Annotated in this window: 23 protein-coding genes and 1 pseudogene; 13 read left to right on the plus strand and 11 right to left on the minus strand. The window is 70.1% G+C overall.

The window, feature by feature from the left end:
* Positions 1 to 15: 15 nt before the first annotated feature.
* Positions 16 to 612 carry a J domain-containing protein gene (locus CNO20_RS11735; RefSeq protein WP_101296321.1) on the minus strand — a complete coding sequence of 199 codons (597 nt, stop codon included), beginning with the start codon at positions 610 to 612 and terminating at the stop codon, positions 16 to 18.
* 71 nt (positions 613 to 683) lie between these two features.
* Between CNO20_RS11735 and CNO20_RS11740 the strand changes: the two are divergent.
* Positions 684 to 923, plus strand: a pseudogene (locus CNO20_RS11740) (hypothetical protein); the annotation flags it as partial.
* A gap of 237 nt (positions 924 to 1,160) precedes the next feature.
* On the opposite strand, the gene CNO20_RS11745 reads toward CNO20_RS11740, so the two are convergent.
* The gene (locus CNO20_RS11745; protein WP_101296322.1) at positions 1,161 to 1,430 is read right to left on the minus strand and encodes an MTH865 family protein; all 270 of its coding nucleotides are present in this window, start codon (positions 1,428 to 1,430) and stop codon (positions 1,161 to 1,163) included.
* A gap of 113 nt (positions 1,431 to 1,543) precedes the next feature.
* On the opposite strand from CNO20_RS11745, the gene CNO20_RS11750 reads away from it, so the two are divergent.
* From CNO20_RS11750 to CNO20_RS11760, 3 genes are all read left to right on the plus strand, one after another.
* Positions 1,544 to 2,590, plus strand: a complete 1,047-nt coding sequence (locus tag CNO20_RS11750) for a M42 family metallopeptidase (protein ID WP_101296323.1) — start codon at positions 1,544 to 1,546, stop codon at positions 2,588 to 2,590.
* Positions 2,591 to 2,757: 167 nt separating this feature from the next.
* Positions 2,758 to 3,420 carry a plastocyanin/azurin family copper-binding protein gene (locus CNO20_RS11755; RefSeq protein ID WP_101296324.1) on the plus strand — a complete coding sequence of 221 codons (663 nt, stop codon included), beginning with the start codon at positions 2,758 to 2,760 and terminating at the stop codon, positions 3,418 to 3,420.
* Positions 3,421 to 3,847: 427 nt separating this feature from the next.
* Entirely contained in the window at positions 3,848 to 4,228 is a 381-nt protein-coding gene (locus tag CNO20_RS11760) for a hypothetical protein (RefSeq protein WP_101296325.1), read from the plus strand.
* A 34-nt stretch (positions 4,229 to 4,262) separates the two neighbouring features.
* Here the strand turns inward: CNO20_RS11760 and CNO20_RS11765 are convergent, their stop codons facing one another.
* Positions 4,263 to 5,321 (minus strand): glycosyltransferase family 4 protein, encoded by a 1,059-nt coding sequence (locus CNO20_RS11765; RefSeq protein ID WP_101296326.1) that lies wholly within the window; start codon positions 5,319 to 5,321, stop codon positions 4,263 to 4,265.
* A gap of 184 nt (positions 5,322 to 5,505) precedes the next feature.
* Here CNO20_RS11765 and CNO20_RS11770 point away from each other — a divergent pair, with 184 nt between their 5' ends.
* Positions 5,506 to 7,329, plus strand: a complete 1,824-nt coding sequence (locus CNO20_RS11770) for a S9 family peptidase (protein WP_101296327.1) — start codon at positions 5,506 to 5,508, stop codon at positions 7,327 to 7,329.
* A 26-nt stretch (positions 7,330 to 7,355) separates the two neighbouring features.
* On the opposite strand, the gene CNO20_RS11775 is transcribed toward CNO20_RS11770, so the two are convergent.
* On the minus strand, positions 7,356 to 7,937 hold the full coding sequence (locus tag CNO20_RS11775; protein WP_101296328.1) for a sugar O-acetyltransferase: 582 nt from the start codon (positions 7,935 to 7,937) through the stop codon (positions 7,356 to 7,358).
* Positions 7,938 to 8,049: 112 nt separating this feature from the next.
* Here CNO20_RS11775 and CNO20_RS11780 point away from each other — a divergent pair, with 112 nt between their 5' ends.
* The 3 genes from CNO20_RS11780 (at position 8,050) to CNO20_RS11790 (ending at position 10,610) form a co-directional block, all read left to right on the plus strand.
* Positions 8,050 to 8,469: a cobalamin B12-binding domain-containing protein gene (locus CNO20_RS11780; protein WP_101296329.1), complete on the plus strand. Its 420-nt coding sequence runs from the start codon at positions 8,050 to 8,052 to the stop codon at positions 8,467 to 8,469.
* On the plus strand, positions 8,466 to 9,581 hold the full coding sequence (gene meaB, locus CNO20_RS11785) for a methylmalonyl Co-A mutase-associated GTPase MeaB (RefSeq protein ID WP_101296330.1): 1,116 nt from the start codon (positions 8,466 to 8,468) through the stop codon (positions 9,579 to 9,581). Before CNO20_RS11780 ends, meaB begins: the two co-directional genes overlap by 4 nt.
* Before the next feature lie 81 nt (positions 9,582 to 9,662).
* Positions 9,663 to 10,610, plus strand: coding sequence for an alpha/beta fold hydrolase (locus CNO20_RS11790; protein WP_101296331.1), 948 nt, complete (start codon positions 9,663 to 9,665; stop codon positions 10,608 to 10,610).
* A gap of 19 nt (positions 10,611 to 10,629) precedes the next feature.
* On the opposite strand, the gene CNO20_RS11795 is transcribed toward CNO20_RS11790, so the two are convergent.
* The 3 genes from CNO20_RS11795 to CNO20_RS11805 all read right to left on the minus strand — a co-directional run bounded on the left by CNO20_RS11795 (position 10,630) and on the right by CNO20_RS11805 (position 13,890).
* A complete protein-coding gene (locus tag CNO20_RS11795) occupies positions 10,630 to 11,004 on the minus strand; it encodes a Zn-ribbon domain-containing OB-fold protein (protein ID WP_101296332.1) in 375 nt (124 codons plus the stop codon).
* The gene (locus tag CNO20_RS11800) at positions 11,001 to 12,167 is read right to left on the minus strand and encodes a thiolase domain-containing protein (RefSeq protein WP_101296333.1); all 1,167 of its coding nucleotides are present in this window, start codon (positions 12,165 to 12,167) and stop codon (positions 11,001 to 11,003) included. The genes CNO20_RS11795 and CNO20_RS11800 overlap by 4 nt, the downstream gene beginning before the upstream one ends.
* 106 nt (positions 12,168 to 12,273) lie before the next feature.
* Positions 12,274 to 13,890 (minus strand): long-chain-fatty-acid--CoA ligase, encoded by a 1,617-nt coding sequence (locus tag CNO20_RS11805; protein ID WP_101296334.1) that lies wholly within the window; start codon positions 13,888 to 13,890, stop codon positions 12,274 to 12,276.
* Between the two features lie 188 nt (positions 13,891 to 14,078).
* Here CNO20_RS11805 and CNO20_RS11810 point away from each other — a divergent pair, with 188 nt between their 5' ends.
* Both CNO20_RS11810 and CNO20_RS11815 read left to right on the plus strand, forming a co-directional pair.
* Entirely contained in the window at positions 14,079 to 14,348 is a 270-nt protein-coding gene (locus CNO20_RS11810) for a DUF7576 family protein (RefSeq protein WP_101296335.1), read from the plus strand.
* Between the two features lie 91 nt (positions 14,349 to 14,439).
* Positions 14,440 to 15,963, plus strand: coding sequence for a sodium:solute symporter family transporter (locus CNO20_RS11815; protein WP_101296336.1), 1,524 nt, complete (start codon positions 14,440 to 14,442; stop codon positions 15,961 to 15,963).
* A gap of 27 nt (positions 15,964 to 15,990) precedes the next feature.
* Here CNO20_RS11815 and acs read toward each other — a convergent pair whose 3' ends face one another.
* Positions 15,991 to 17,967 (minus strand): acetate--CoA ligase, encoded by a 1,977-nt coding sequence (acs, locus tag CNO20_RS11820; protein WP_101296337.1) that lies wholly within the window; start codon positions 17,965 to 17,967, stop codon positions 15,991 to 15,993.
* A gap of 110 nt (positions 17,968 to 18,077) precedes the next feature.
* Entirely contained in the window at positions 18,078 to 19,139 is a 1,062-nt protein-coding gene (locus CNO20_RS11825; RefSeq protein WP_101296338.1) for a zinc-dependent alcohol dehydrogenase family protein, read from the minus strand.
* Positions 19,140 to 19,237: 98 nt separating this feature from the next.
* Here CNO20_RS11825 and CNO20_RS11830 point away from each other — a divergent pair, with 98 nt between their 5' ends.
* Positions 19,238 to 20,377 carry an acyl-CoA dehydrogenase family protein gene (locus tag CNO20_RS11830; RefSeq protein WP_101296339.1) on the plus strand — a complete coding sequence of 380 codons (1,140 nt, stop codon included), beginning with the start codon at positions 19,238 to 19,240 and terminating at the stop codon, positions 20,375 to 20,377.
* Positions 20,378 to 20,591: 214 nt separating this feature from the next.
* Positions 20,592 to 21,110: an Lrp/AsnC family transcriptional regulator gene (locus CNO20_RS11835; protein WP_101296340.1), complete on the plus strand. Its 519-nt coding sequence runs from the start codon at positions 20,592 to 20,594 to the stop codon at positions 21,108 to 21,110.
* A gap of 24 nt (positions 21,111 to 21,134) precedes the next feature.
* On the opposite strand, the gene CNO20_RS11840 is transcribed toward CNO20_RS11835, so the two are convergent.
* Together CNO20_RS11840 and CNO20_RS24365 are read right to left on the minus strand one after the other, a co-directional pair.
* Entirely contained in the window at positions 21,135 to 21,494 is a 360-nt protein-coding gene (locus CNO20_RS11840; protein WP_101296728.1) for a CHY zinc finger protein, read from the minus strand.
* 97 nt (positions 21,495 to 21,591) lie between these two features.
* On the minus strand, positions 21,592 to 21,867 hold the full coding sequence (locus CNO20_RS24365) for a MaoC/PaaZ C-terminal domain-containing protein (protein WP_101296729.1): 276 nt from the start codon (positions 21,865 to 21,867) through the stop codon (positions 21,592 to 21,594).
* A 193-nt stretch (positions 21,868 to 22,060) separates the two neighbouring features.
* Between CNO20_RS24365 and CNO20_RS11850 the strand changes: the two genes are divergently transcribed.
* Positions 22,061 to 23,083, plus strand: coding sequence for a TIGR04024 family LLM class F420-dependent oxidoreductase (locus CNO20_RS11850; RefSeq protein ID WP_101296341.1), 1,023 nt, complete (start codon positions 22,061 to 22,063; stop codon positions 23,081 to 23,083).
* Positions 23,084 to 23,104 lie beyond the last annotated feature (21 nt).

A 23,104-nucleotide genomic window follows, 5' to 3' on the forward strand; every position in this document is an offset into this window, starting at 1 on the left:
GACCGCCCGGGCCGATCAGTCGGCGTGGTTCCTCGCGGTCGCGTACGCCTCGCGGAGCCGCCGGAACTCCTCCCTGTCGCCCCCGTGGTCGGGGTGCGCGTCCTTCACCCGCGACCGGTAGGCGGCCTTGACCTCGTCGGCGCTCGCGCTCGACGGGAGTCCGAGCCGTTCGAACGCCGCCCGGACCGGATCGGGGAGGTTCTCGATCCGGGATTCGACCTCGGGCACGTCGAAGGGGAGCCGCCGCCCGATCGCCGCGCCCGGCAGCTCGTGTTCGCAGAGGACGGCGTACGTGCCGTGGCGCTCGATGTGGAAGTACGCCATCGCGTCGAAGGTGATTGCCACGTCCCGGAGCGGCAGGTAGAAGGCGACCGTCCGGCCGTGGATCTGGTAGTCCTCGACGAAGCGCTCGTCGATCGCCGAGAGGTAGTCCCGAATCTCCGCGCGTCGACGGGCCGTCCCGTCGATCCGCTCGGACTCGCGGATCGGCGCGGTGGGGTAGAGGCGATCCCCGACGACGAAAATGCCGGCGAACAGGAGGGTGGCGACCGCGCCGAGGCCGAGGCCGGCGAGGAGCCACGTCGGGATGAGAGAGAGCCACTCCGGCAGCACACTCCGAATTGGGGGCGAGAGCTAAAGAATGGCTCGCCAGCGTTTATGCCCGCGGCGACCCGAGAACCGGTATGCGGCCGATCCGATTCGAGGCGGCGGACTCCCGCGAGCGAACCCAGATCGGCGAGGGGCTGACCCGACCGGCGGTGAAGGCCGGCCGGCTGGAGACCGGCCGAAAGGAGGGCAAATACTTCCTCAGGCACGACGACGGCTGCGCCGCCTGCGGCGCGCCGGTCGAACCGGGCGAGCCGTTCTACCTCGACCCCGAAACGGGCGAGATCCTTTGCGAGGAACACGGGCGCGAACGCCGCGGCGAGAGCGAGAGCGGGGAGAACGCGGAGGTCGGGGAGAACGCGGAGGGCGGGCCCGACTCCGGCGTCGCGGAGGGGACGGACGGATCCGACGAGGAGCCGAACGGGTCCGAACGCGGGTGACCGCGAGGGAACCGGCGATCTCCGCGACCGGAATCGACCGCGCCGCTCGCCGCGGGAGCGTTCGAAGCGAAGCCCGACGGAGTGACCGCGAGTAGGGGTTTCGAGCCGCCGCGCTCAGATCATCCCTTCTTCGCGGAGGCCGTCCATCACGTCGTCGACGAGCTCCTCCGCGGAGTCGTAGGGGAACTCCTGGTGGCTGCCGAGTTTGGCGGCCATCTCCATCGCCGTGAAGCTCACCTCGCCGTCGCCGGCCTTGAACCGGGTACCCGGTCCGTTCGGCAGGGCGGGGACGAGGTCCATCTGGTTTTGCACGGGGTAGTCGGCACCTTCGAACGCCGCGAGGAGCTGCTCGCGCAGTTCCGCTTCGACCGCTTCGTCAGCCATGGCTACCAGTGCTCACAACGGGCGCAAAAGCGTTCCGGAACCACGCAAAACCGGTTTGACGTTTACGCGCCGCTGACCGGTGGAATTTTCGCGGGCGGCGGCTAGCGCTCCGCATGGATTTCGACTTCGACCTCCTGCGGGAGCTGACGGAGGCGAGCGGCGTTCCGGGGTACGAGGACCGGGTCCGGGACGTCGTCCGCCGCGAGCTGACCGCCGCCGTCGACGACGTTCGCTCGGACGCGATGGGGAACGTCGTCGGGACGCTGCGCGGCGAGCGCGACTACGAGGTCGTCGTCGCCGCGCACATGGACGAGGTCGGCTTTATGATCAGACACGTCGACGACGACGGCTTCCTCCGGGTCGACGCCCTCGGCGGCTGGGACCCGGCAGTCCCGAAGGCCCAGCGCGTCCGCGTCCACGCGGCCGACGGCGACCTCACCGGCGTCGTCGGCGCAGCGCCGCCGCACGCGCTCGACGAGGGGGACGAGGGGGAGAAACCGACGGTCGAGAAGCTGTACGTCGACGTCGGGCTGCCCGCCGACGAGGTCGAGGCCCGGGTGTCGGTCGGCGATCTGATCACGCTGGACCAGACGACCGTCGAGATGGGCGATCTCGTCACGGGGAAGGCGCTCGACGACCGGGTCTGCCTCCTGGCGATGCTCGAAGCCGCCCGACGCGTCGAGGACCCCGAGGCGACGATCCACTTCGCCGCGACCGTCCAAGAGGAGGTCGGCCTGCGCGGCGCGAGCGCCCTCGGCGCGGATCTCGACCCCGACCTCGCCGTCGCGCTCGACGTGACCGTCGCCAACGACGTTCCGCACTTCGAGGACGACGAGCGCGTCACGCGGCTCGGCGACGGCGCGGCGATCAAGCTCAAGGATTCGAGCGTCATCACGAACCCGAAGGTCAATCGCCGCCTCCGGGCGGTCGCGGCGGACGAAGGCGTCCCCTACCAACTCGAAGTGCTGCCACGGGGCGGCACCGACACCGCGGGGTTCCAGAAGGCGCACGGCGCGAAGCCGGTCGGCGCGATCTCGATCCCGACGCGGTACCTCCACACGCCGGTCGAAAGCGCCCACCGGGACGACGTCGCGGCCGCGATCGACCTCCTGACGGCGCTCCTCGCCAGCGAAACCGGCCACCACGACTACACGCTGTAACTCCCGTCGCGCCGTCCTTCGACCTCCGCCGCGCCGCCCTCCGAGTCCCGCCGCGCCGCCGTCTCCGAGAAATCGCGTCATCCGGCGCGCGCACCGGCCCGCCGCCTCGCGGATCGCGGAAGGCGGAAACCAAAGTATTCACTACGGCGCGTCTCCAAGCGCCGTTCATGACCGACGGCAACGAGGGTCTCTCCCGGCGGGCGTTCCTCCGGTCTGCGACGGCGGGTACCGTCGCGGCGGGGGCGACGACGAACGCGGCCGCACAGGAGGGCAACGAATCGTCCGGCAACGAGTCGGGCGGCGGGAACGAATCGGCCGGCGGCAACCAGTCCGCTGGTGGCAACGAGTCGGGCGGCAACGAATCCGGCGGCAACCAGTCGGGGGGCGGCGGTGGCGGCGGCACCGAGGAGGTCATCGTCGGTCCCGGCGGCGAACTCGTCTTCGAACCGGTCGATCTCCAGATCACCCCGGGGACGACGGTGAAGTTCGTCTGGGAGTCGGACGGGCACAACGTCGTCCCGGACGAGGGCGACTGGGGTCACGAGCCCATCGAGGACACGGGGTTCGAGTTCTCGCACACGTTCGAGGAGGAGGCCTCCTACCACTACGTGTGCGAACCGCACGCGAGCGCCGGCATGGAGGGCAACATCGAGGTCACCCAGGACGCCGGCGGCGGTGGCGGCGGTGGAGGCGGCGGCTCGTCCGTCCCGACCGTCCCGGACAGCGCGAAGTCGCTCGGCGTGGCGACGACGTTCGCCATGATCACGACGCTCGGCCTGGCGTACTTCTTCATCAAGTACGGCGGCGATTACGACTACGAGGTCGAGTAGGCCGTAGCCGCGCTTCCTTCCTTCTTTTTCTCCGTAGCTTTTCCCCGCCGTATCACTCTCTGCGTCCTGAACGAACGATACCTCATTGAAAGATCGCTCGTTCTTGGCTACGCGAACGAACTCGGAAGAGATAATCACGCGCACTTCTGGCCTTTATACATGTATATCGTATTACTGTGTTCAGAGTGTAACAACAGATTTAACAAAAACCGTGCTGATCGAGGATTGTAGCGTACGACACGTGGCGGACAGGTGTCGACGCGTTCGGCGCGTCGCGCCGGAAGCCGCACTCGGCACGACGGACGATCAGCATTACCATGATTCACAGAGAGGCATCCCTCCGATACGATTCCGGGCACCGCGCGCATCGAACGGCTCATCTCCCGTCCGCTCCGACGGGATTCGACTCCGAGAGGAGGCGATCGGCGTGAGCAAAGCGTCGGCGGGAGGGCGGCGAGCCGCGCACGAACTGGCCGACGATGCGGACGACGTCCTGTCGGAGTTCGATCCCCAGCGAGCGATCGTCGAGGCGCTCCGGGAGAGCGGCGGCGAGCTGGAGGTGTCGGAGCTCGTAGACGAGGTCGTGCGACGGGAGCGGGACGCGCGACCGACTCCGCGAACGGTCGAGAAAGCGCGCGCCGCCGTCCCGGACTGGGTGTTCTGCCTCGTGAGCCTCGGCGGCCTCGTCAGCGTCGTCGGGTCGTACTTCGGCGTGCTCTTTTTCTCCCTGCTGTCGGTCCTGAGCTGGGCGACCCTCGCGTTCGGGACCCTCGCGCTCCTCCAGCTCGTCTCGCTGCGCCGCGAGTGAACGACCCCGAGCGGCCCCGATAGCCTTCGGCGGTTCAGAAGACGCCGTATCCATCGATCACGTCCCGGTAGCAGTCGAGATACCGCTCCAGCACGGGTCGTCGGTCGAACGCCGCGAACGCCTCGTTCTCCGTCGCGCGCTCGACGTCGGCCGCGGCGACGAGTTCGTCGGCGAGTTCCTGCGGGTTCGTCACGAGCCGTCCGCGGTCTCGCCCCTCGACGAGTTCGTGCGCGCTCGACCCCGCCTGGTACTCGACGATCCCGACGCAGCCGCATGCGAGCGCCCAGAGGAGGTTCGTCGCGAACGGCTCACGGGTCGCGGTCTGTGCGAACACGTGGGCGCCCTTCAGGATCGGCACGCGCTCTTCGAGGGGGAGGTCGCCGAGGAACTCCAGGCGGTCGTCGATCGGCAGGTCGCGGGCGGTCCGCTCGGCCCGTCCGCGCTCGGGGCCGTCGCCGATGACCGTCGCGCGCCACGCGCTGTCACGGAGTTCGGCCAACGCGAGGAGGAAGCTCTCGACGTTGGCGTCCCCGTCGAGGCGGCGGGCGTACACCACGTCGGCGCGGTCGTCGACCGCGCTCTCGCGGACGAGCGACAGGTCGACGCTCTCGGGGACGACGCGCACGTCCCCCTCGCGCGCGCCGTACTCTCTGACCCGCGTTCTGACGGTCTCGGAGGGGACGACGACCGCGTCCGCCCGGCGCGCGACCCGCCGGTAGCCGCGGCGGGAGTCGCCCGAGACGTCGTCCCACCAGTCGACGACGACGGGGGTCCTGAGGAGCCGCCCCGCCGTTTTCGCCGCTGCGACGTGCGACGGCGGGCTGTTGACCGCCTGAATCACGTCCGGACGGACCTTACGGAGCGCGAACGGGAGCTTCGAGGCGAACGACCGCTCCGCGGGGGCGTCCGTCACCGCGCGGTAGACGACCCCGTCCCGCTTGAAGCGCCGGGGCTCGCCGTCCCACCACCGCGAGCACAGCACCGTGACCTCGTGACCCCGCGCCGCCAGACCAGCGGCGACGCGTCCCGTCCGCCGAGTCGCCGGCGTCTCCCGCGAGCTCGCCGTGACCATCGTGACGAACGCGACGTGCATGCGGTTCGGGTCGGAGTCGTCCGATAAAAAACCCTCGTCTTTCGGACATGAACGCCGAACGCGGCCCGTCGAGACTGCCGGGGACGACCGGACGTGCTGCTCGCCGTAGTCGGTGCGGGTCGAGACCGCCGGAGACGACCGCCCCGACGCGAAACGTTTTGTCGCGGGCGCCGGAGTCCGAAGCATGGCGACCTACGACATCGAGCGCTACCTCAACATCCGCAGCGCCTACGGGGCCTCGTTCGCCCCCGGCGGCGAGCGGCTGTCGTTCCTCATGGACACGACCGGCACGCCGCAGGTGTGGACCGTCGACGGGCCGGGGCGCTGGCCCGAACAGCGCACCTTCTACGACGAGCGGGTCACTTTCGCCTCGTGGTCCCCGGAGCGGCCGGAACTCGTCTTCGGCATGGACGAGGGCGGCAACGAGCGGGCGCAGCTGTTCCGCCTCGACGCAGTCTCGGGCGGGATCACGAACCTGACGCGGGCGCCCGAGGCGAAGCACCGCTGGGGCGGGTGGAGCCACGACGGCGAGCGCTTCGCGTTCACGTCGAACCGCCGGGACAACGCCGTGTTCGACGTGTACGTCCAGGGCCGGGACGAAGTCGGCGACGACGCCCGACTCGTCCACGAGGGCGACGGCTGGCTCACGCTCGGGGGCTGGAGCCCCGACGACTCGCGGCTCGTCGTCAACGAGGCGTACTCCAACTTCGATCAGGACGTGTACGTCCTCGACGTCGAGTCGGGGGAGCTCGACCACGTCACGCCACACGAGGGGACCGTCCGCCACCTGAGCGCCGAGTGGGGGCCCGACGGCGAGAGCCTCTACCTCGCTACCGACCGCGACGGCGACACCCTCCGGCTGGTCAGGGTCGACCTCGACACCGGCGAGTTCACGACGGTCGAAGAGGGGGGCGACTGGGAGCTCGACGGCGTCGCGATCGACCAGGAGAGCCGGCGGATCGTCTACTCGCGGAACGTCGAGGGGTACACGGAGCTCTCGGCCGGTGAACTCGTCGAACCGGACCGCATCGACCCGCTCCCGGACCCCGAACTCCCCGATGGCGTCGCGGGCGGGGTGAGCTTCGGCCCGGACGGGAACCGCTTTGCGATCACCGTCACCGGGAGCGCCGACAACACGAACGTCTACGTCGTCGACGCGCGGACCGGCGAGGCCGAGCGCTGGACGCGCGCGGCCACCGCGGGCATCCCCCGCGAGACGTTCGTCGAGCCGGAGCTCGTGCACTATCCGACGTTCGACGGCCGGGAGATCCCCGCGTTCTTCACGCTCCCGGAGGAAACGGACGCCGGGGCGGCCGGAAGCGCCGACGGGGTGCCGGTCATCGTCGACATCCACGGCGGTCCCGAGTCCCAGCGCCGGCCCTCCTTCAGCCCCGTCAAGCAGTACCTCCTCCGGCACGGTTACGCGGTGTTCGAGCCAAACGTCCGCGGGTCGGCGGGCTACGGCAAGGCGTACGGCCACCTCGACGACGTGGAAAACCGGATGGACTCGGTCGCCGACGTCGAGGCCGGCGTCGAGTGGCTCCACGACCACCCCGTCGTCGACCCTGACCGAATCGTCGCCATGGGCGGCTCCTACGGCGGCTTCATGGTGCTCGCGTCGCTGACGGAGTACCCGGATCTCTGGGCCGCCGGGATCGACATCGTCGGCATCGCCAACTTCGTCACGTTCCTGGAGAACACCGGCGACTGGCGGCGCGAGCTCCGGGAGGCCGAGTACGGCTCGCTCTCGGAGGATCGGGAGTTCCTCGAATCGATCAGCCCGATCAACAACATCGAGAAGATACGCGCGCCGCTTTTCGTCCTCCACGGCGCGAACGACCCGCGCGTCCCCGTCGGCGAGGCCGAGCAGATCGTCGAGAAGGCGCGCGAGCGGGGCGTCCCGGTCAGGAAGCTGATCTTCGAGGACGAGGGCCACGGCTTCACGAAGCTCGAAAACAGGATCGAGGCGTACTCGGCGATCGTCGACTTCCTCGACGAGCACGTGTGACCGGCGATCGCCCGCACCGAACCCGCTCAGCGCTCTCTCGGCTTCGCTTCCCCCTCGACCTCCCGGATGACCCTCGCGGGGTTTCCGCCGACGACGACCCCGTCGGGAACGTCTCGGGTCACAACCGCCCCCGAGGCGACGACCGAGCCGTCGCCGATCGAGACGCCGGGGTTGATCACGGCCCTCCCGCCGAGCCACACGTCGTCGCCGACCGTGACGGGTTCGCCGTACTCCGGCCCCTCGATACGCCGTGCGGCGTCGACGGGGTGGGTGGCCGCGTAGATGTGCACGCCCGGTCCGAGGAGGCAGTTGTCGCCGATCTCCACCCGGCGCACGTCGAGGATCACGCAGTCGAAGTTCGCGTAGAAGCCGTCGCCGACGTGGACGTTGTACCCGTAGTCGCAGCGGAACGGCGGGTCGACGTAGGCGTCCTCCCCCGCCGACCCGAACAGCTCGCTCACCAGCGATCGGCGGGCCTCGTGCTCCGTCTCAGTCGTCCGGTTGAGCCGCCGGGTGAGCTCCCTCGCCGCCTCGCGCTCTCTCACGAGCGTCGGGTCGCTCGCGTCGTACAGGTCCCCGCTCAGCATCTTCTCTTTCTCCGATCTCACGGCTGGTCACTCCGTTCGGGGTCCGGACACAAGTAGGTGGGCCGCCCGACGACCGCCGATCCCTCAGGAACATCCGTTAGAGTCAAACCGGCGGACGGCGAACCAATGGCGTATGAGTGCAGACCAGGAGCAGAGAGCGATCCGGTGCCTCGTCGCGAAGGTCGGGCTGGACGGACACGACCGGGGGGCGCACGTCATCGCCCGCGCTTTTCGCGACGCGGGGTTCGAGGTCATCTACTCGGGGTTGCACCGCTCGCCCGACGAGATCGTCCAGGCGACGGTGCAGGAGGACGCCGACGTGCTCGGCATCTCCATCCTCTCGGGGGCGCACAACACGCTGGTTCCGAAGATCGTGGACGGACTGAAGGAGTACGACGCCTTCGACGACACGCTCATCATCGTCGGCGGGATCATCCCGGACGACGACCGGGAGAAGCTGAAGGAGATGGGCGTCGCCGAGGTGTTCGGCCCCGGGACGCCGATGAAGGAGACCATCGAGTTCGTCCGCGACAACGCCCCCGCGCGACGATGAGCCGGGCGGAAGAGACCGACCCGGAGCTCGTCGAGGAACTCCTCGGCGGGAAGCACCGCGCGCTCGCCCGCGCCATCACGAAGATCGAGAACCGGTCGCCGGGCTACCGCGAGATCGTCTCCGCGCTCCACCGCCACACCGGAAACGCGGAGGTGATCGGGATCACGGGCAGCCCCGGCGCGGGGAAGTCGACGCTCGTCGACAAGCTGGCGAGGGCGTACCGGGACGCCGGACACACCGTGGGCGTCATCGCGGTCGATCCCTCCTCACCGTTCACCGGCGGGGCGGTCCTGGGCGACCGCATCCGGATGGCCTCGAACATCGGCGACATGGACGTGTTCTTCCGGTCGATGAGCGCCCGGGGCACCCTCGGCGGGCTCTCGACCGCGACCGCCGACGCGGTGAAGGCGCTCGACGCGTTCGGCAAGGACAAGATCATCATCGAGACGGTCGGGGCCGGCCAGAACGAGGTGGACATCGTGCGCACGGCGGACACCGTGACGGTGCTCGTCCAGCCGGGGAGCGGCGACGACGTCCAGATGCTCAAGGCCGGCATCCTGGAGATCGGCGACGTGTTCGTCGTCAACAAGGCCGACATGGACGGCGCCGCGCGAACCGTGAGCGAGCTGGAGGAGATGATCCACATGCGCGAGGACCCGAGGGCGAACCTGAACGTCGGACACCACGGCGCCGACGCGTTCTCCGGGGACGACCGCGGGGGCGAACCGCACGGGTCGGTCGGCGATTCGGATTCGATCGGCGGTTCCGACGCGGACGACGAGGAACGCGGCGACGGCGGCTGGACCCCGAAGGTCGTCGAGACGGTCGCGACGTCGGGCGAGGGGATCGACGACCTCGTCGGCGTTCTCGCGGAACACCGGGCGTACCTGGAGCGCTCGGGGCGGCTCGAAGCGAAGGCGCGGACCCGGTACGCGGAGGAGATCCGCCAGCTCGTGCGGAGCGACGCGGCGGCGCTGTTGGAGCGCGAACTCGACCGCCGGGGCGGCGTCGAAGCGCTCGCGGAGGCCGTGCGCGAGCGCGAGACGGACCCCTACGCGGTCGCCGCGGAGATCGTCGGCCCGCTCGAAGCGTGCGTCGAAGGGGATCGGTAGGGCCGGGAACCCCCGGGTATCGGCCGGCGACCGATCGCCGGCTGCAAATCTTATAAGTCCGTGGCAGACGTGCTATTCGCCATGAGAGTTCGACGAGCCCTCGGCGCCGCCGTGGCCGGAATCGGGCTGACCGCGCTGGCGAACCGTACGCTCCGACAGCGGGCGGGCGCGCTCGAACCGGCCCTCGTCGGCGAGCAGAAGACGTTCCGGTGGCGCGGCATGGACGTCGCCTACACCGAAGCGGGCGACCCGGAGAACCCGACCCTGGTGCTGCTCCACGGCATCAACGCCGCCGGTTCGAGCGGCGAGTTCCGCGAGGTGTTCGACGGGCTCGCCGCGGAGTGCCACGTCGTCGCGCCCGACCTCCCCGGCTTCGGCCGCTCGGATCGTCCGCCGCTCCGCTACTCCGCCGCGCTGTACGAGGACTTCGTCGCGGACTTCCTCGGGGAGTTCGATTCGCCCGCGGTCGTCGCGTCGTCGCTGACGGGCGCCTACGTCGCCGCGGCCGTCCGGGGCGGCGGCGTCGACGTGTCGGGGCTCGTGCTCGTCTGCCCGACGACGAAGGCGGGCCCGCAGCCGAAGCGGTGGCTCCGCGAGCTGCTCCGCGCGCCGCTTGTCGGCCCCGCGGTCTTCAACGCCCTCACCTCGAAGCCGGCCATCCGGTACTTCAACGCCGACCACGGCTACTACGACACCGACAACGTCTCGGAGGAGTGGACGGTCTACGAGTGGCGGACGAGCCACCAGCCGAACGCCCGGTTCGCCCCCGCGTCGTTCGTCAGCGGCTACCTGAACTCCGACGTCGATCTCGGGGAGGCGCTCCGCGAGGCCGACGTTCCGATCACGCTGGTCTGGGGGCGGGAAGCCGACATCACGCCGCTTTCGGACGGCCGCGACCTCGCCGAGGAGGCGGACGCGCGGCTCGTCGTCTTCGACGACGCGATGTTGCTCCCACACGTCGAACACCCCGATCGGTTCCTCGACGCCATCCGCGAGGAACTGCCGCCGGCGCAGGAACAGCAGGGGTAGGGGAGCGCCCCTCGATCGGTCAGCGGGGCCGGAACGCGAGCAGCCGCTCGCCGGCCGTTTCGCTCTTTTCGACGCTCGCCTCGACCGGCATCCCCGCCTGGACCGCGTCCGGGTCGACGCCGCGGAGGACCCCGGTCAGGCGAACCGTCCCGAACGCGCACACGGCGGACACGTACGGCACGTCGTCGGCGAAGTTGGGGGCGGCGACGCGGATCACCGTGAACGTCTCGACCGTTCCGGACTCGGGCAGATTCGCCTCTCGGAGTTCCGCGGAGCCGCAGTGCGGGCACGTCCGCCGCGGCGGGAGCGATCCGTGACCCCGGTCGCATTCGAGGTAGTAGCCGCGGCCGTCGGCCAGGCCGTCGAGCCACTCGTCGTAGCCGGTGTCCGTCACGCCGCCACCTCCAGCACGTGGACGACGGCGCTCGCCACCGTCCCGCCCGCGTTGTGGGTGAGCCCCACCCGAGCGTCGGAGACGACGTCGCTGTTGGGATGGTCGCCCCGGAGCAGCCGCGTCATCTCGACGAGCTGGCTGCCGCCGGTCGCGCCGACGGGGTGACCCTTCGCCTTCAGCCCGCCGGAGAGGTTGATCGGGAGGTCGCCGCCGACGGTCGTCTCCCCCCGCCGAGCCGCGCCGATCCCCTCGCCCGGTTCGTAGAACCCGAGCGACTCGATCGCCATCACCTCCGCGACGGTGAAGCAGTCGTGCACCTCGGCGACCTCGATCTCGTCCGGCCCGCGGCCCGCGTCCGCGTACGCCTCCTCGGCCGCCTTCGTCGCCGCCGGGGTCCGCGCGAGGTACTCGCGGTCCTGCAGCGCCATCTTGTCCCCGCCCTGCCCCGTTCCGGTGATCGCGACCGGCGCGTCGAGGTCTCGCTCCTCGGCGTACTCGTCGCTCACGAGGACCAGCGCGCTCGCGCCGTCGGTGATGGGGCAGGCGTCGAACAGGTGCAGCGGGTCGGCGACGGGCGGGCTGTCGAGCGCCTCCTCGACGTCGATCTCCCGCTGGTACTGGGCGTACTCGTTGTCCACCGCGTGCCGGTGGTTCTTGGCGGCGACGTGCGCGAGGTCCTCGCGGGAGCCGCCGTACCGCTCGAAGTACGCCCGGGCCATGAGTGCGTACGCCCCGGGGAAGGTGATCCCGGCGCGCACCTCGTACAGTTCGTCGGCGGCGACGGCGAGCGCCTCGGTCGCGCCCGCGGTGTCGAGGTTCGTCATCCGCTCCATCCCGCCGACGAGCATCACGTCGCGCTCGCCCGACCGGATGGACTTCACCGCCTCGCGGGCGGCGACGCCCGACGACGCGCAGGCCTCCTCGTAGCGCGTCGCGGGGCAGGACAGCCCCGCCGCCTCGGCCATCAGCGGCCCCTGGTGCCCCTGTCGCTCGGCGAACGCGCCCATGAAGTTCCCGTAGTTGAGGTGCTCTATCTCCTCGCGCGGGACGCCCGCGTCCTCGCGGGCAGCCAGGGCGGCCTCGGCGAAGAGATCCCGCCCGGTGCGCCCGGGATAGCTGCCGAAGCGGGTCAGTCCGACCCCGGCCACTCGTACGCCGTTCATACACGAACGTAGATGAGGGACGGCGTAAAGTACTGCCGAAACCGGCTTTCGTCGGGCGATTTTTTTCGTACAACGATAGTAAAACGATAGAGCCAGTCGCCGCCGACTACCCCTCGCCGACCATCCGCCCCTCTTCCTCCCACTCTCGCTCTCTCAGCTCGTACTTCTGGATCTTCCCGGTCGCCGTCTTCGGCAGCTCGGCCACGAACTCGATCTCGCCGGGCACCTTGTACGTGGCGATGCGCTCGCGGCAGAACTGGACGAGGTCGTCGCTCGTCACGCCCGGGCTCTCCGGGTCGCCGCTCGTCGGCACGACGAACGCCTTCGGCGTCTCGCCCCACTTCTCGCTCGGCGCGGGGATCACGGCGACGTCGGCGACGGTCTCGTGGTCGAACAGCGTGTCCTCCAGCTCGATGCTGGAGATGTTCTCGCCGCCGGAGATGATGATGTCCTTCTTCCTGTCCTGGATGTTGATCATCCCGTTCTCGTCGACGGTGGCGAGATCGCCCGTGTGGTAGTACCCCTCGACGCGGTCGTTGAACGCCTCGTCCGTCTCCTCGGGCTTCTCCCAGTAGCCGTCCATCACCTGGTTGCCGCGGACGACGATCTCGCCGATCGTCTCGCCGTCGTGCGGCACGTCCTCGCCGTCCTCGTCGACGACCCGGACCTCGGTGCCGATGTAGCCGATGCCCTGGCGCTTCTTGACGGCGAAGCGCGCGGGGTCGTCCTGGTCGAAGAAGCGCCGGGCGTCGGATGTCGTGATGAGCGGCCCCGTCTCCGTCGCGCCGTAGACGTGCTTCAGGTACCACCCGAACTCGTCTTCGACGGTCCGGATCGTCGCCTCCGGCGGGGCGGCCCCGGCGGTCGCCACGCGAACCGGGTTGTCGCCGACCGTCTCCGGGTCGTGCTCGCGGTGGTAGTCGAGCAGCATGTTCAGCACCGTCGGCGCGGCGCAGAGGTAGGAGACGCCCTCCTCGCGGATCGCCTCGAAGATCGACGCGGCGTCGACGCCGCGGGTACAGACGTGGCGCGCTCCGGCGCCCGTGACCGCGAAGACGTGCCCCCAGCCGTTGACGTGGAACATCGGCAGCGTCCAGAGGTACACGTCGTCGTCGCGGATCTCCTGGTGCGCCGTGACGAGGTACGCGTGGAGCGTCTCCGTCCGGTGGGTCCGGCAGACGCCCTTCGGGTCGCCCGTCGTCCCGGAGGTGTAGTTGATGGTGATTATCTCGTCCTCGTCCATCTCGGGTCGGTCGTACTCGGTCGACTCGGCGATCACCTCGTCGAAGGACTCCCACTCGCCGTCGCTCTCGACGGCGTCCGGATCGTTCGTGACGAACGTCTCCGTCGGCACGTCGTCCCTGATCGCGTCGATCTTCTCCGCGTACTCGTAGTCGGCGTAGATCGCCTTCACGCCCGCGTCGTCGAGGATGTACTCGAAGTCCGACGGCACCAGCCGGTAGTTCAGCGGCGTGTGGATCGCGCCGATCTGCATCGCGCCGTACGCCGCTTCGAGGTGGTAGTGCGTGTTCGGGTCCAGCACCGCGACGCGGTCGCCCTTCTCCACGCCCCGCGCCCGCAGCGCCGCCGAGAAGCCGTCGGCCCGCTCGCCGAGTTCGTCGTACGTGTACCGTTCGCCCGTCGTCGCCAGCACGGCCTCCTTGTCGCCGTAGTGGCGCCGCGCCCTGTCCAGAAACTCCGTCGCGAGGAGCGGTTTCTTCATGCGCTTTCACGTTCAGGAACGTTCGTGATATACGTTGCGGGGGAACGGCGTCGTCCGGCCGCCCGGCCGGTGTGGGAACGATATCCCTCCGGAGGGCTCAGTACCGGTCTCTTGGAGGGATTGACACTATATTGCTACGTACAACTACCAACAGAAATATCATATTTTCCCGACCCGTACGGTCCCGCATGGCGCTCTCGGATTACGCCGGTCGGACGCCGCGGGGCTACGACGGGGACACGACCATCGGGCGGGTCGCCCGACACCACAGGTGGGGCATCGGTGGCGAGACGCGCGGCGACTGCGTCAACTGCGGGACGGAGCTTCGCCTGCACGAGCGGCACCTCCTCGTCACGCTCGTGACCGGCGCGTCGGGCGAGACCGACCCCGGAGATCGGCACCACCTCTGCGACGAGCGGTGTCTCCGCGAGTGGCTCGGCGAATCGGAGCCCGGATGAGACGAGGGCGAAAACCGGAGAATACCACAAGGTATTAACGCCGTCGTCGGCGAGTCGGTCACATGGATTCGAGAGCGAGAGGTGGGCGCGGATGGTGAGCGCGGCCGTCGCGCTGGGGCTGAGTGCGGTTCTCCTCGTCGGCTTCGGGGCCGTCGGCGCGTGGTACGCCCGCGGCCGACTCGGCTCCGTCGAGGACTTCATCACCGCCCGGAACTCCGTCGGCGGCGGGGCGCTGACCGCGACGATCGTCGCCTCCAGCATGGGCGCGTGGATCCTGTTCAGCCCCGCCGAGGCCGGTGCGGCCTTCGGCGGGATCACCGCCGTGTTCGGTTACGCCGCCGGATCCGCGCTCGCGCTTGCCGCGTACGCTCTCGTGGGCCCGCGGATCCGACGCCTCCTCCCCGAGGGTCACTCGCTCACCGAGTACGCGCACGCCCGGTACGGCGGCGCGATGTACGCCTACGTGCTCGTCGTCACCGTCTCGTACATGTTCGTCTTCCTCGCGGCGGAGTTCACCGGCGTCGCGCTCGCGCTGTCGCTTCTGGCCGGCGTGCCGCCGTGGCAGACGGCGGCGCTCGTCGGCGGGACCGTGTTCGCCTACACCGCCTACGGCGGCCTCCGGGCGAGCGTGACGACCGACGTGCTCCAGGCGCTTTTCATCCTCCCGCTCTTCGTCGTCGCCGTCGTCGCGACGTTCGTCGCCGTCGGCGGTCCGGTCGAGGCGCACGCCGCCGTGGCGGCGTCCCGACCCGATCTGCTCGCGCTCGGATCGCTCTCCGGGCTGCGGTTCGGCGTGTACGTCGTCGTGGCCATCGTGGGCGCGGAGATGCTCAACCAGGCGTGGTGGCAGCGCGTCTACGCCGCGCGGGACGAGCGGACGCTGCGGCGATCGTTCGGCCTCTCCGCGCTCGCCGTGCTCCCGGTGATCGTCCTCGTCGGGCTGTTCGGTCCCCTCGCGGCGGGACTCGGTCTCGTCTCCGCCCCGGCGGACGCGAGCGTCGCGCTCTTTCTCGTCGCAGAGGAGGCGCTCCCGTCGTGGGCCGTCCTCGCGTTCGTCCTGCTCGCGGTGCTCCTCGTCGCGAGCAGCGCCGACACGCTGTTCAACGCCATCGCCAGCGTGATCACGGCCGACGTGCCGCGCCTCCTCGACGTGGACGAACGCCGACTGACGGCCGTCGCCCGCCTCTTCACCGCCGTCGTGGCGCTGGCCGCGACGATCGTCGGCGCGCAGGGGTACAGCGTCCTCACGCTGTTCCTGCTTGCCGACCTCCTCGCGTCGGCGACGTTCGTCCCCCTGCTCCTCGGACTCTACGCGCCGAAAGCGTCGTCCGCGGGCGCGCTCGGCGGGAGCGCGCTCGGCCTGGCGGCGGGGCTCGCGTTCTTCCCGCCCGCCCGCGGCGTGCTCTCGATCCCGGCGCTCCCCGACCCGTCGTTCCTCGCGTCCTTCCTGGCGGCCGCGGGCGTCTCGGCGCTCGTCTCCCTCGCGGCCGCGCGGGCGAACGACGAGGAGTACGACCTCTCGCGGCTCGCGCGCGACGTCCGACGCTTCGACGACTCGGCGGACGGCGCGCTCGCCGACGGCGGTCCGTCTCGCTCCGCGGATTCCGAAAAATAGTTGGTCCGCTCGCCGTCCGCCCCCGCCTTAGTCGCCCTGGACCTTCGCCTGGATGTCCTCGACGACCTCGGGGTTCCGGAGGGTCGTCGTGTCGCCGAGCTCCTCGCCGTTGGCGATCTCCTCTAAGAGGCGGCGCATGATCTTCCCGGAGCGGGTCTTCGGCAGCTCGGGCGTGAAGACGACCTGCTCGGGGCGGGCGATCGGTCCGATGGCGTCCTCGACGCCCTCGACGATGCGCCCGCGCATCTCGTCGCTCTCGTCGTACCCCTCCTCGAGGATCACGTAGGCGTAGACCGCCTCGCCCTTCACGTCGTGCGTGCCGCCGACGACCGCCGCCTCCGCGACGCCCTCGACGCCGACGATGGCGCTCTCGATCTCCATCGTGCCGAGGCGGTGCCCGGAGACGTTGATCACGTCGTCGACGCGGCCCAGGATGGTGATGTAGCCGTCCTCGTCGATCTTCGCCCCGTCCTCGGGGAAGTACACCCACTCGTCGGCGTCGGGGTCGGAGTACTCCTGCCAGTACTCGTTGATGAACCGCTCGTCGTTGTTGTACAGCGTCCGGAGCATCCCCGGCCACGGCCTGTTGACGGTCAGGTAGCCGGCGTTACCGGCCTCGACCTCCTCGCCCGCGGCGTTCACGACGCGGGCGTCGATGCCGGGCAGCGGCGGGCCGGCGGAGCCGGGCTTCATCGTGTTGATCGCGGGCAGCGTCGTCACCATCATGCCGCCCGTCTCGGTCTGCCACCACGTGTCGACGATGGGGCACTCCTCGCCGCCGATGTACTTGTAGTACCACTTCCAGGCGCGGGGGTTGATCGGCTCGCCGACGGTGCCGAGCAGGCGGAGGCTGGAGAGGTCGCGCTTCTCCGGGAACTGGCTCCCCCACTTCATGAACGCCCTGATCGCCGTCGGGGCCGTGTAGAAGACGTCCACCCCGTAGTCCTCGACGATCTCCCAGAGGCGGTCGCGCTCGGGATAGTCGGGCGTGCCCTCGTACATGAGCGAGGTCGTGCCGAGCGCGAGCGGCCCGTAGACGATGTACGAATGGCCCGTGATCCACCCGATGTCGGCGGCGCACCAGTAGGTGTCCTCCGGCTTGACGTCGAGCACGGCGTGCGAGGTCCACGCCGTGTAGGCGAGATAGCCCGCCGTCGTGTGCTTCACGCCCTTCGGCTGACCGGTGGTGCCCGAGGTGTACATGAGAAACAGCATATCCTCGGCGTCCCGTTCGACCGGTTCGACCGTCGCGCCCTCCTGCTCGGAGACGAGTTCGGCGTAGTCGTGCTGGTTCTCGCCGAGGTCGTGGCCGAAGCCCTCCTCGCCGAGGCGGTCGACGACCACCGTCGTCACGTCGCGGTCGACGTCGTCCAGCCCCTCGTTGGCCTTCGAGAGGTGGTCGAGCGCGTCGCCGCGGCGGTAGTAGCCGTCGCAGGTGACGAGGTACGACGAGTCGGCGGACTTCATCCGCGTCGCCAGCGCCTCCGCGGAGAACCCGGCGAAGACGACGCTGTGGGGCGCGCCGATCCGCGCGCACGCCAGCATCGCGATCGGCAGCTCCGGGATCATGGGCAGGTACATCGTGACCACGTCGTCCTCCTCGACGCCGAGCTCCCTGAGCGCCGCGGCGAACTCGTTCACCTCGGTCCTGAGGTCCTCGAACGTGTACGTCCGCGTGTCGCCGAGTTCGCCGACCCACTCGATCGCCACCTCGTCGCCGCGACCGTCCTCGATGTGGCGGTCGACGCAGTTGTACGACGCGTTGAGCGTCCCGCCCGTGAACCACTCGTAGAACGGCGCGTCGCCGTCGTCCAGCACCTGATCGTACTCCTCGTACCAGTCCAGGAGGTCGGCCGCGCGCTCCCAGCAGTCGGGCCAGTTCTCCTCGAACTCCTCGTAGATGCCCTCGTCGGTGACGTTCGCCTGGGCGACGAACTCCTCGGGGGGCTCGAAGGCTTCCTGCTCTGCCAGCCGTGCTTCCAGTTCCGCGTCACCTTCTGACATAACTCGTGTTAACCATCCAAATCGTGCATGATAAACCTATTCCAACCGCCGACGAATTGTCTGCCGGGTAGCGTTTTTCCGGTTCGTCGGTCGAGGTCGGACGGCCCCCTCTAGAACTCGTCGACCACCGGGATCCCGACGGTTCCGAAGTCGTCCATCGCGGCGAGCCGATCGGGCACGTCGTCGAGCGACACCGTCTCGGACACCACCGCGCCGGGGTCGAGTTTCCCCCGCTCGACCATCCGGAAGATCTCGTCGTACCGGGTCGGCTGCATGCCGAACGAGCCGACGAACTCGATCTCCTGCATCACCATCGCGTCGGTGGGGAGCGCGACGGTTCCCTCCTCCTCCTGGGTCGTCAGCCCGATCTGGACGTGCTGGCCGCGGCGGCCGAGGCTCAGAATCGAGTTCCGGCACGTCTCCGCGATCCCGAGCGCGTCGACCGACACGTCCGCGCCGCCGTCGGCGAGCGCCCGAACCGCCCCCGGAACGTCGTCCGCTTCCGCCGCGTTGATCGTCTCGTCGGCCCCCAGCTCGACCGCCTCGTCGAGCTTCTCGTCGGTCAGGTCGACGGCGACGACGTTCGCCCCGAGCGCGTCGGCGATGTGGACGGCCGAGAGCCCCACCCCGCCGCAGCCGTGGACGGCGATCCAGTCGCCGGGGTCGAGGTCCGCCCGGTGCGCCAGCGCGTGGAAGGCGGTCATGAACCGACATCCCAGGCCGGCCATGTCGACCGAGTCCACGCCGTCGGGGAGCGCGACCGCGTTCTGGTCGGCGACGGGGACGTGGACCTCCCCGGCGAAGGCGCCGGGCGCGGCCTCGGCGAACCCCAGCGGAACGACGTTCTCGCACACGTTCGAGTGACCGGTGCGACACTCCGGACACGTTCCGTCGCTCAGGTTGAACGGGACGGCGACCCGGTCGCCCTCGCTCACGCGCGTCACCTCGTCGCCGACGGCGACCACTTTGCCGGCGGGCTCGTGGCCGAGGATCTGCCCGAGCGGGGGTTTCGCCCCGACCCAGTCCCAGTCGCCCCGCCACCCGTGCCAGTCGCTCCGACAGATGCCGCACGCCTCCACCTCGACGACGGCCCCGTCGGGACTCGGCTCCGGCGCGTCGACCTCTTCGATTTCGAGCGGTTCGCCGTACGCTTTCAGTATCGCGGCCCGCATGTTACGATAACTCATTCCACGGGCACATGATTCCACCGGGGTTTAACGAAGGTAGAGAACGAGCGAACTTATTTTACAGTGGAAAACAGAACTCGAACATGGGATTCCAGCTATCGGACGAACGGCGGGCGATCCGCGACGCGGTCCGCAAGTTCGGACGAAACGAGATCGAACCGGTCGCCCGCGAGCACGACGAGGCGAAGCGGTACCCCCACGACCTCGTTCGAAAGGCGGCGCGGTACGACCTGGTCGCGCCGACCATCCCCGAGGAGTACGGCGGCGCGGGGATGGATCTGCTGTCCGGCATCGTCGTCACGGAGGAGCTGTGGCGGGCCGACTCCGGCATCGGGAGCGCGATCGGGAGCCGCGGGTTCGGCACGAGCATGATCCGGAAGTTCGGCGACGAGTGGATGAAGGAGGAGTGGCTGCCGAAGGTCGCCTCGGGCGAGGCGGCGACGTGCTCGTGCATCTCCGAGCCGGCCCACGGGTCGAACGTCGCCGGCATCGAGACGCGCGCCGAACGCGACGGCGACGAGTGGATCCTGGACGGCACCAAGATGTGGATCACGAACGGCACCGTGGCCGACGTGGCGGTCGTGATGGCGAAGACCGACCCCGGGGCCGGCCACCGGGGGATCACCGCCTTCCTCGTCCCGACCGACGCCGAGGGGTTCGAAGCGACGAAGATCGACAACAAGCTCGGCATCCGCGCGTCGGACCTCGCCGAGATCGTCCTCGACGGCGTGCGCGTCGAGGACGAGAACGTCATCGGGGAGGTCGACAGGGGCTTCTACCAGCTGATGAACTTCTTCGCCGACGGGCGCGTCAGCGTGGCGGCGCAGGCGGTCGGCGCGGCGCAGGGCGCACTCGACGCCGCCGTCGAGTACGCGAACGAGCGCGAGCAGGGGGGACAGCTCATCAAGGAGTACCAGGCGATCGGCCACAAGATCGCCGAGATGGCGACGAACGTCGAGGCCGCGCGGTCTTTGACATACCGGGCGGCGACCCACGTCGAGGACGGCGACGAACGGGAGGCGGCGAAGTACGCCAGCATGGCGAAGCTGTTCGCCAGCGAGCGGTCGGTCGAGGTCGCCGACGAGGCGATCCAGGTCCACGGCGGCGCGGGGTACGTCACGGACCACCCCGTCGAGCGGTTTTTCCGCGACGCCCGCATCACGAAGATCTACGAGGGGACGAGCGAGATCCAGAAGAACATCATCGCCGACCGGGTCCTCTGAGGGTCCGTGCTTCGCCGTCCGTCTCGTCGGCCACGCGGGCTCCGTCGGTGCGGTCCGTTCCGGTCCTCCCGCACGCGGCCCTCCCGCCGCCCGCGGAGCCACCACCGCCGGTCCCGGAGCCGCCTCCCCCGCTCGCAGGTCGCCTCGCTTCCGGCCGCGGGAACCGGTTCCCCCGACCGAAAAGCACTCGGCTGCGGAGGGAGCAGCCACCGCCATGACGGGTGACGACGCGCCGGAGTGGTCGTTCAAGCAGCGCGACGCGATCATCCTCCGCGAGCTGGCGGCGAACCCCCAGGTCACCTCGCGGGAGCTGGCCTCGATCCTCGCCGAGAAGTACGACATCGACGTCTCCCACGTCACCGTCAGCGAGACGATCCGGAAGATGCGCGATCGGGGGGTCTTCCGCGAGGCGATCATCCCGAACGAGGAGTACTACATCTTCGGCCTGTTCGAGTTCAAGTTCAACCCCGAGCACTTCGAGGAGGGGTGGCGCGCGGCCATGGAGCACATCCGCGACGACGAGCACACCCTCTTTTACTTCCTCTCCTCGGGCGACTACCAGTGGAAGTCGGTGATGATGTTCCGCGACCGCGAGCAGGAGTCGCGGTGGATCCACGAGTTCTACAAGGAGCACGGGAGGGTCGTCTCGAACATCCGCAACTCGGTCATCCACAACGTGCTGAAGTTCCGGACGGACCCGGCGATGTTCGAGCGGCTGTACGAGGAGTCGTAGGCGCGCCCCGGAGGGGACCCCCCGTCACCCGTCCGGGCCGTCGGTTTCGGTTTCGAAGTACAGGTGGGCGTGCGCGTCGCACCCCGGGTTGAACGCCACCGAGCACCGGGGGCAGCGGTGATCCGCCGTCAGGTACTCCCGCACGCTGAGCGTCGCGCCGCACGCCCCGCACAGCACGGCCCGGCGGTCGCGCTCGTCGAGTCGCCACCGCTCGGGCTCGTGGTCCGCGAGCGCCTCGTGGCACTCGAAGCAGGGGTAGTAGACGCCGCAGCAGGGGAACCGGACGGCGACGACGTCCCGCTCCGTGCGGTAGTGGGCGCACCGAGTCCGGGGGTCGACGTCGACCCCGCGGAGGGGGACGTCGAATCGGGGATCGGTCGACATCGCGTCACCGGACGGTCGCGGGCGACCCACATACCGGTTGCGGGCGCGGCGTGGTGATCGACGGACGACGCTTCCGGGCGGCCGCCATTCCGATCGCTCACCGGAGGAGCGAGAGCAGTTCGCAGGAGCGGACGGCCGTCCCGTCCGCCCGCGTCAGCTCCGCCTCGTACCGAACGACGCCGCTCGCGGTCGGGTGGTCCCGCGGCGTCTTCTCGGTCGCGGTCAGCTCGGCCGGCAGCGTGTCGCCGACGAAGACCGGCGCGCGGAAGCGCAGGCGGTCGACGCCGTAGAACGCGACGACGTCGTCGCTGGTCCCCCGGGCCCGCCACGCGAGTCCCGTCAGGGTCGAGAACGCGAGCGCGCCGTGGGCGATCCGCCCGCCGGGCCGACGCTCGCCGGGAACCGCCGAACCCGCCCGATTCCCCGTTCGCCGGGGGCTCGACCGCGGACAGGTTTAATATCGGCGGCGCCGAGCCCCGAAGGGAATCACCAATGGACCCCACCTCGCGCCGACCGACCGGCCGCCCCGACCGTCGACCCACGACCGGTTCCCGGAGCCTCGATCGATGACCGGCGCCGCGACCGACGTCTCCCTCCCGGTGGCGGCCCAGTCGAGCGTCGAGACGCTCGTCGAGCAGGCGCGGCGCGCCGAGCGGCTCGGGTACGACCGCGCGTGGCTCCCCGAGACGTGGGGGCGGGACGCCGTGACGACGCTGTCGAGCATCGCCCGCGAGACCGACCGAATCGGGATCGGCGCGAGCATCCTCCCCGTCTACTCGCGATCGCCGGCGCTCCTCGGCCAGACGGCGGCGACGCTGCAGGAGGTCTCCGCCGGTCGGTTCCGGCTGGGGCTCGGGCCGAGCGGCCCGGCCGTTATCGAGCGCTGGCACGGCGCGTCGTTCGACCGACCGCTGCGGCGGACCCGGGAGACGGTCGAGATCGTGCGCCGGGTGCTGTCGGGCGAGGTCGTGGAGTACGACGGCGAGCTGTTCGACCTCTCGGGGTTCAGGCTCCGCTGCGACCCGCCGGCCGAGCGGCCGCCGATCGACGTCGCGGGCATGGGGCCGAAGGCGGTCGAACTCGCCGGCCGCTTCGCCGACGGCTGGCACGCGCTGCTCCTCGACCGCGACGGGCTGGGCGAGCGCCTCGGCGACCTCCGGCGCGGAGCCGAACTCGGCGGCCGCGATCCGGCGGAGCTGCGAACGACGCTCTCGGTGACGTGCTGTGCGCTCGACGACGGCGAGCGCGCCCGCGACCTCGTCCGGGGGCACCTCGCGTTCTACATCGGCGGGATGGGGACGTTCTACCGCGATTCGCTCGCCCGGCAGGGGCACGGGGACGCGGCCCGCGAGATCCACGACCGGTGGGCGGGCGGCGAGCGCGACGCCGCGACGGCCGCGGTCGACGACGCGCTCCTCGACGCGTTCGCGGCGGCCGGGACGCCCGAGGACGTCCGCGACGCGCTCGACCGGTTCGCCGCCGTCGACGGCGTCGACGCCGTCTCCGTGTCGTTTCCCCGGGCGGCGACGCCGGACGAGGTCGACGCGACCATTTCGGCACTCGCGCCCGGTACCCTCCCGTCCGGGTAGACTCGTCCGTCCGAGCGGATC

The sequence above is a fragment of the Halegenticoccus soli genome (assembly GCF_002844195.1).
Taxonomy (GTDB): domain Archaea; phylum Halobacteriota; class Halobacteria; order Halobacteriales; family Haloferacaceae; genus Halegenticoccus; species Halegenticoccus soli.

Excerpts from the sequence above, each read along its gene's own strand:
- CNO20_RS11745 (WP_101296322.1), bottom strand. The coding sequence starts at position 1,430 with ATGGCTGACGAAGCGGTCGAAGCGGAACTGCGCGAGCAGCTCCTCGCG.
- CNO20_RS11750 (WP_101296323.1), top strand. The coding sequence starts at position 1,544 with ATGGATTTCGACTTCGACCTCCTGCGGGAGCTGACGGAGGCGAGCGGC.
- CNO20_RS11755 (WP_101296324.1), top strand. The coding sequence starts at position 2,758 with ATGACCGACGGCAACGAGGGTCTCTCCCGGCGGGCGTTCCTCCGGTCT.
- CNO20_RS11765 (WP_101296326.1), bottom strand. The coding sequence starts at position 5,321 with ATGCACGTCGCGTTCGTCACGATGGTCACGGCGAGCTCGCGGGAGACG.
- CNO20_RS11770 (WP_101296327.1), top strand. The coding sequence starts at position 5,506 with ATGGCGACCTACGACATCGAGCGCTACCTCAACATCCGCAGCGCCTAC.
- CNO20_RS11780 (WP_101296329.1), top strand. The coding sequence starts at position 8,050 with ATGAGTGCAGACCAGGAGCAGAGAGCGATCCGGTGCCTCGTCGCGAAG.
- meaB (WP_101296330.1), top strand. The coding sequence starts at position 8,466 with ATGAGCCGGGCGGAAGAGACCGACCCGGAGCTCGTCGAGGAACTCCTC.
- CNO20_RS11790 (WP_101296331.1), top strand. The coding sequence starts at position 9,663 with ATGAGAGTTCGACGAGCCCTCGGCGCCGCCGTGGCCGGAATCGGGCTG.
- CNO20_RS11800 (WP_101296333.1), bottom strand. The coding sequence starts at position 12,167 with ATGAACGGCGTACGAGTGGCCGGGGTCGGACTGACCCGCTTCGGCAGC.
- CNO20_RS11805 (WP_101296334.1), bottom strand. The coding sequence starts at position 13,890 with ATGAAGAAACCGCTCCTCGCGACGGAGTTTCTGGACAGGGCGCGGCGC.
- CNO20_RS11810 (WP_101296335.1), top strand. The coding sequence starts at position 14,079 with ATGGCGCTCTCGGATTACGCCGGTCGGACGCCGCGGGGCTACGACGGG.
- CNO20_RS11815 (WP_101296336.1), top strand. The coding sequence starts at position 14,440 with ATGGTGAGCGCGGCCGTCGCGCTGGGGCTGAGTGCGGTTCTCCTCGTC.
- acs (WP_101296337.1), bottom strand. The coding sequence starts at position 17,967 with ATGTCAGAAGGTGACGCGGAACTGGAAGCACGGCTGGCAGAGCAGGAA.
- CNO20_RS11825 (WP_101296338.1), bottom strand. The coding sequence starts at position 19,139 with ATGCGGGCCGCGATACTGAAAGCGTACGGCGAACCGCTCGAAATCGAA.
- CNO20_RS11830 (WP_101296339.1), top strand. The coding sequence starts at position 19,238 with ATGGGATTCCAGCTATCGGACGAACGGCGGGCGATCCGCGACGCGGTC.
- CNO20_RS11835 (WP_101296340.1), top strand. The coding sequence starts at position 20,592 with ATGACGGGTGACGACGCGCCGGAGTGGTCGTTCAAGCAGCGCGACGCG.
- CNO20_RS11840 (WP_101296728.1), bottom strand. The coding sequence starts at position 21,494 with ATGTCGACCGATCCCCGATTCGACGTCCCCCTCCGCGGGGTCGACGTC.
- CNO20_RS11850 (WP_101296341.1), top strand. The coding sequence starts at position 22,061 with ATGACCGGCGCCGCGACCGACGTCTCCCTCCCGGTGGCGGCCCAGTCG.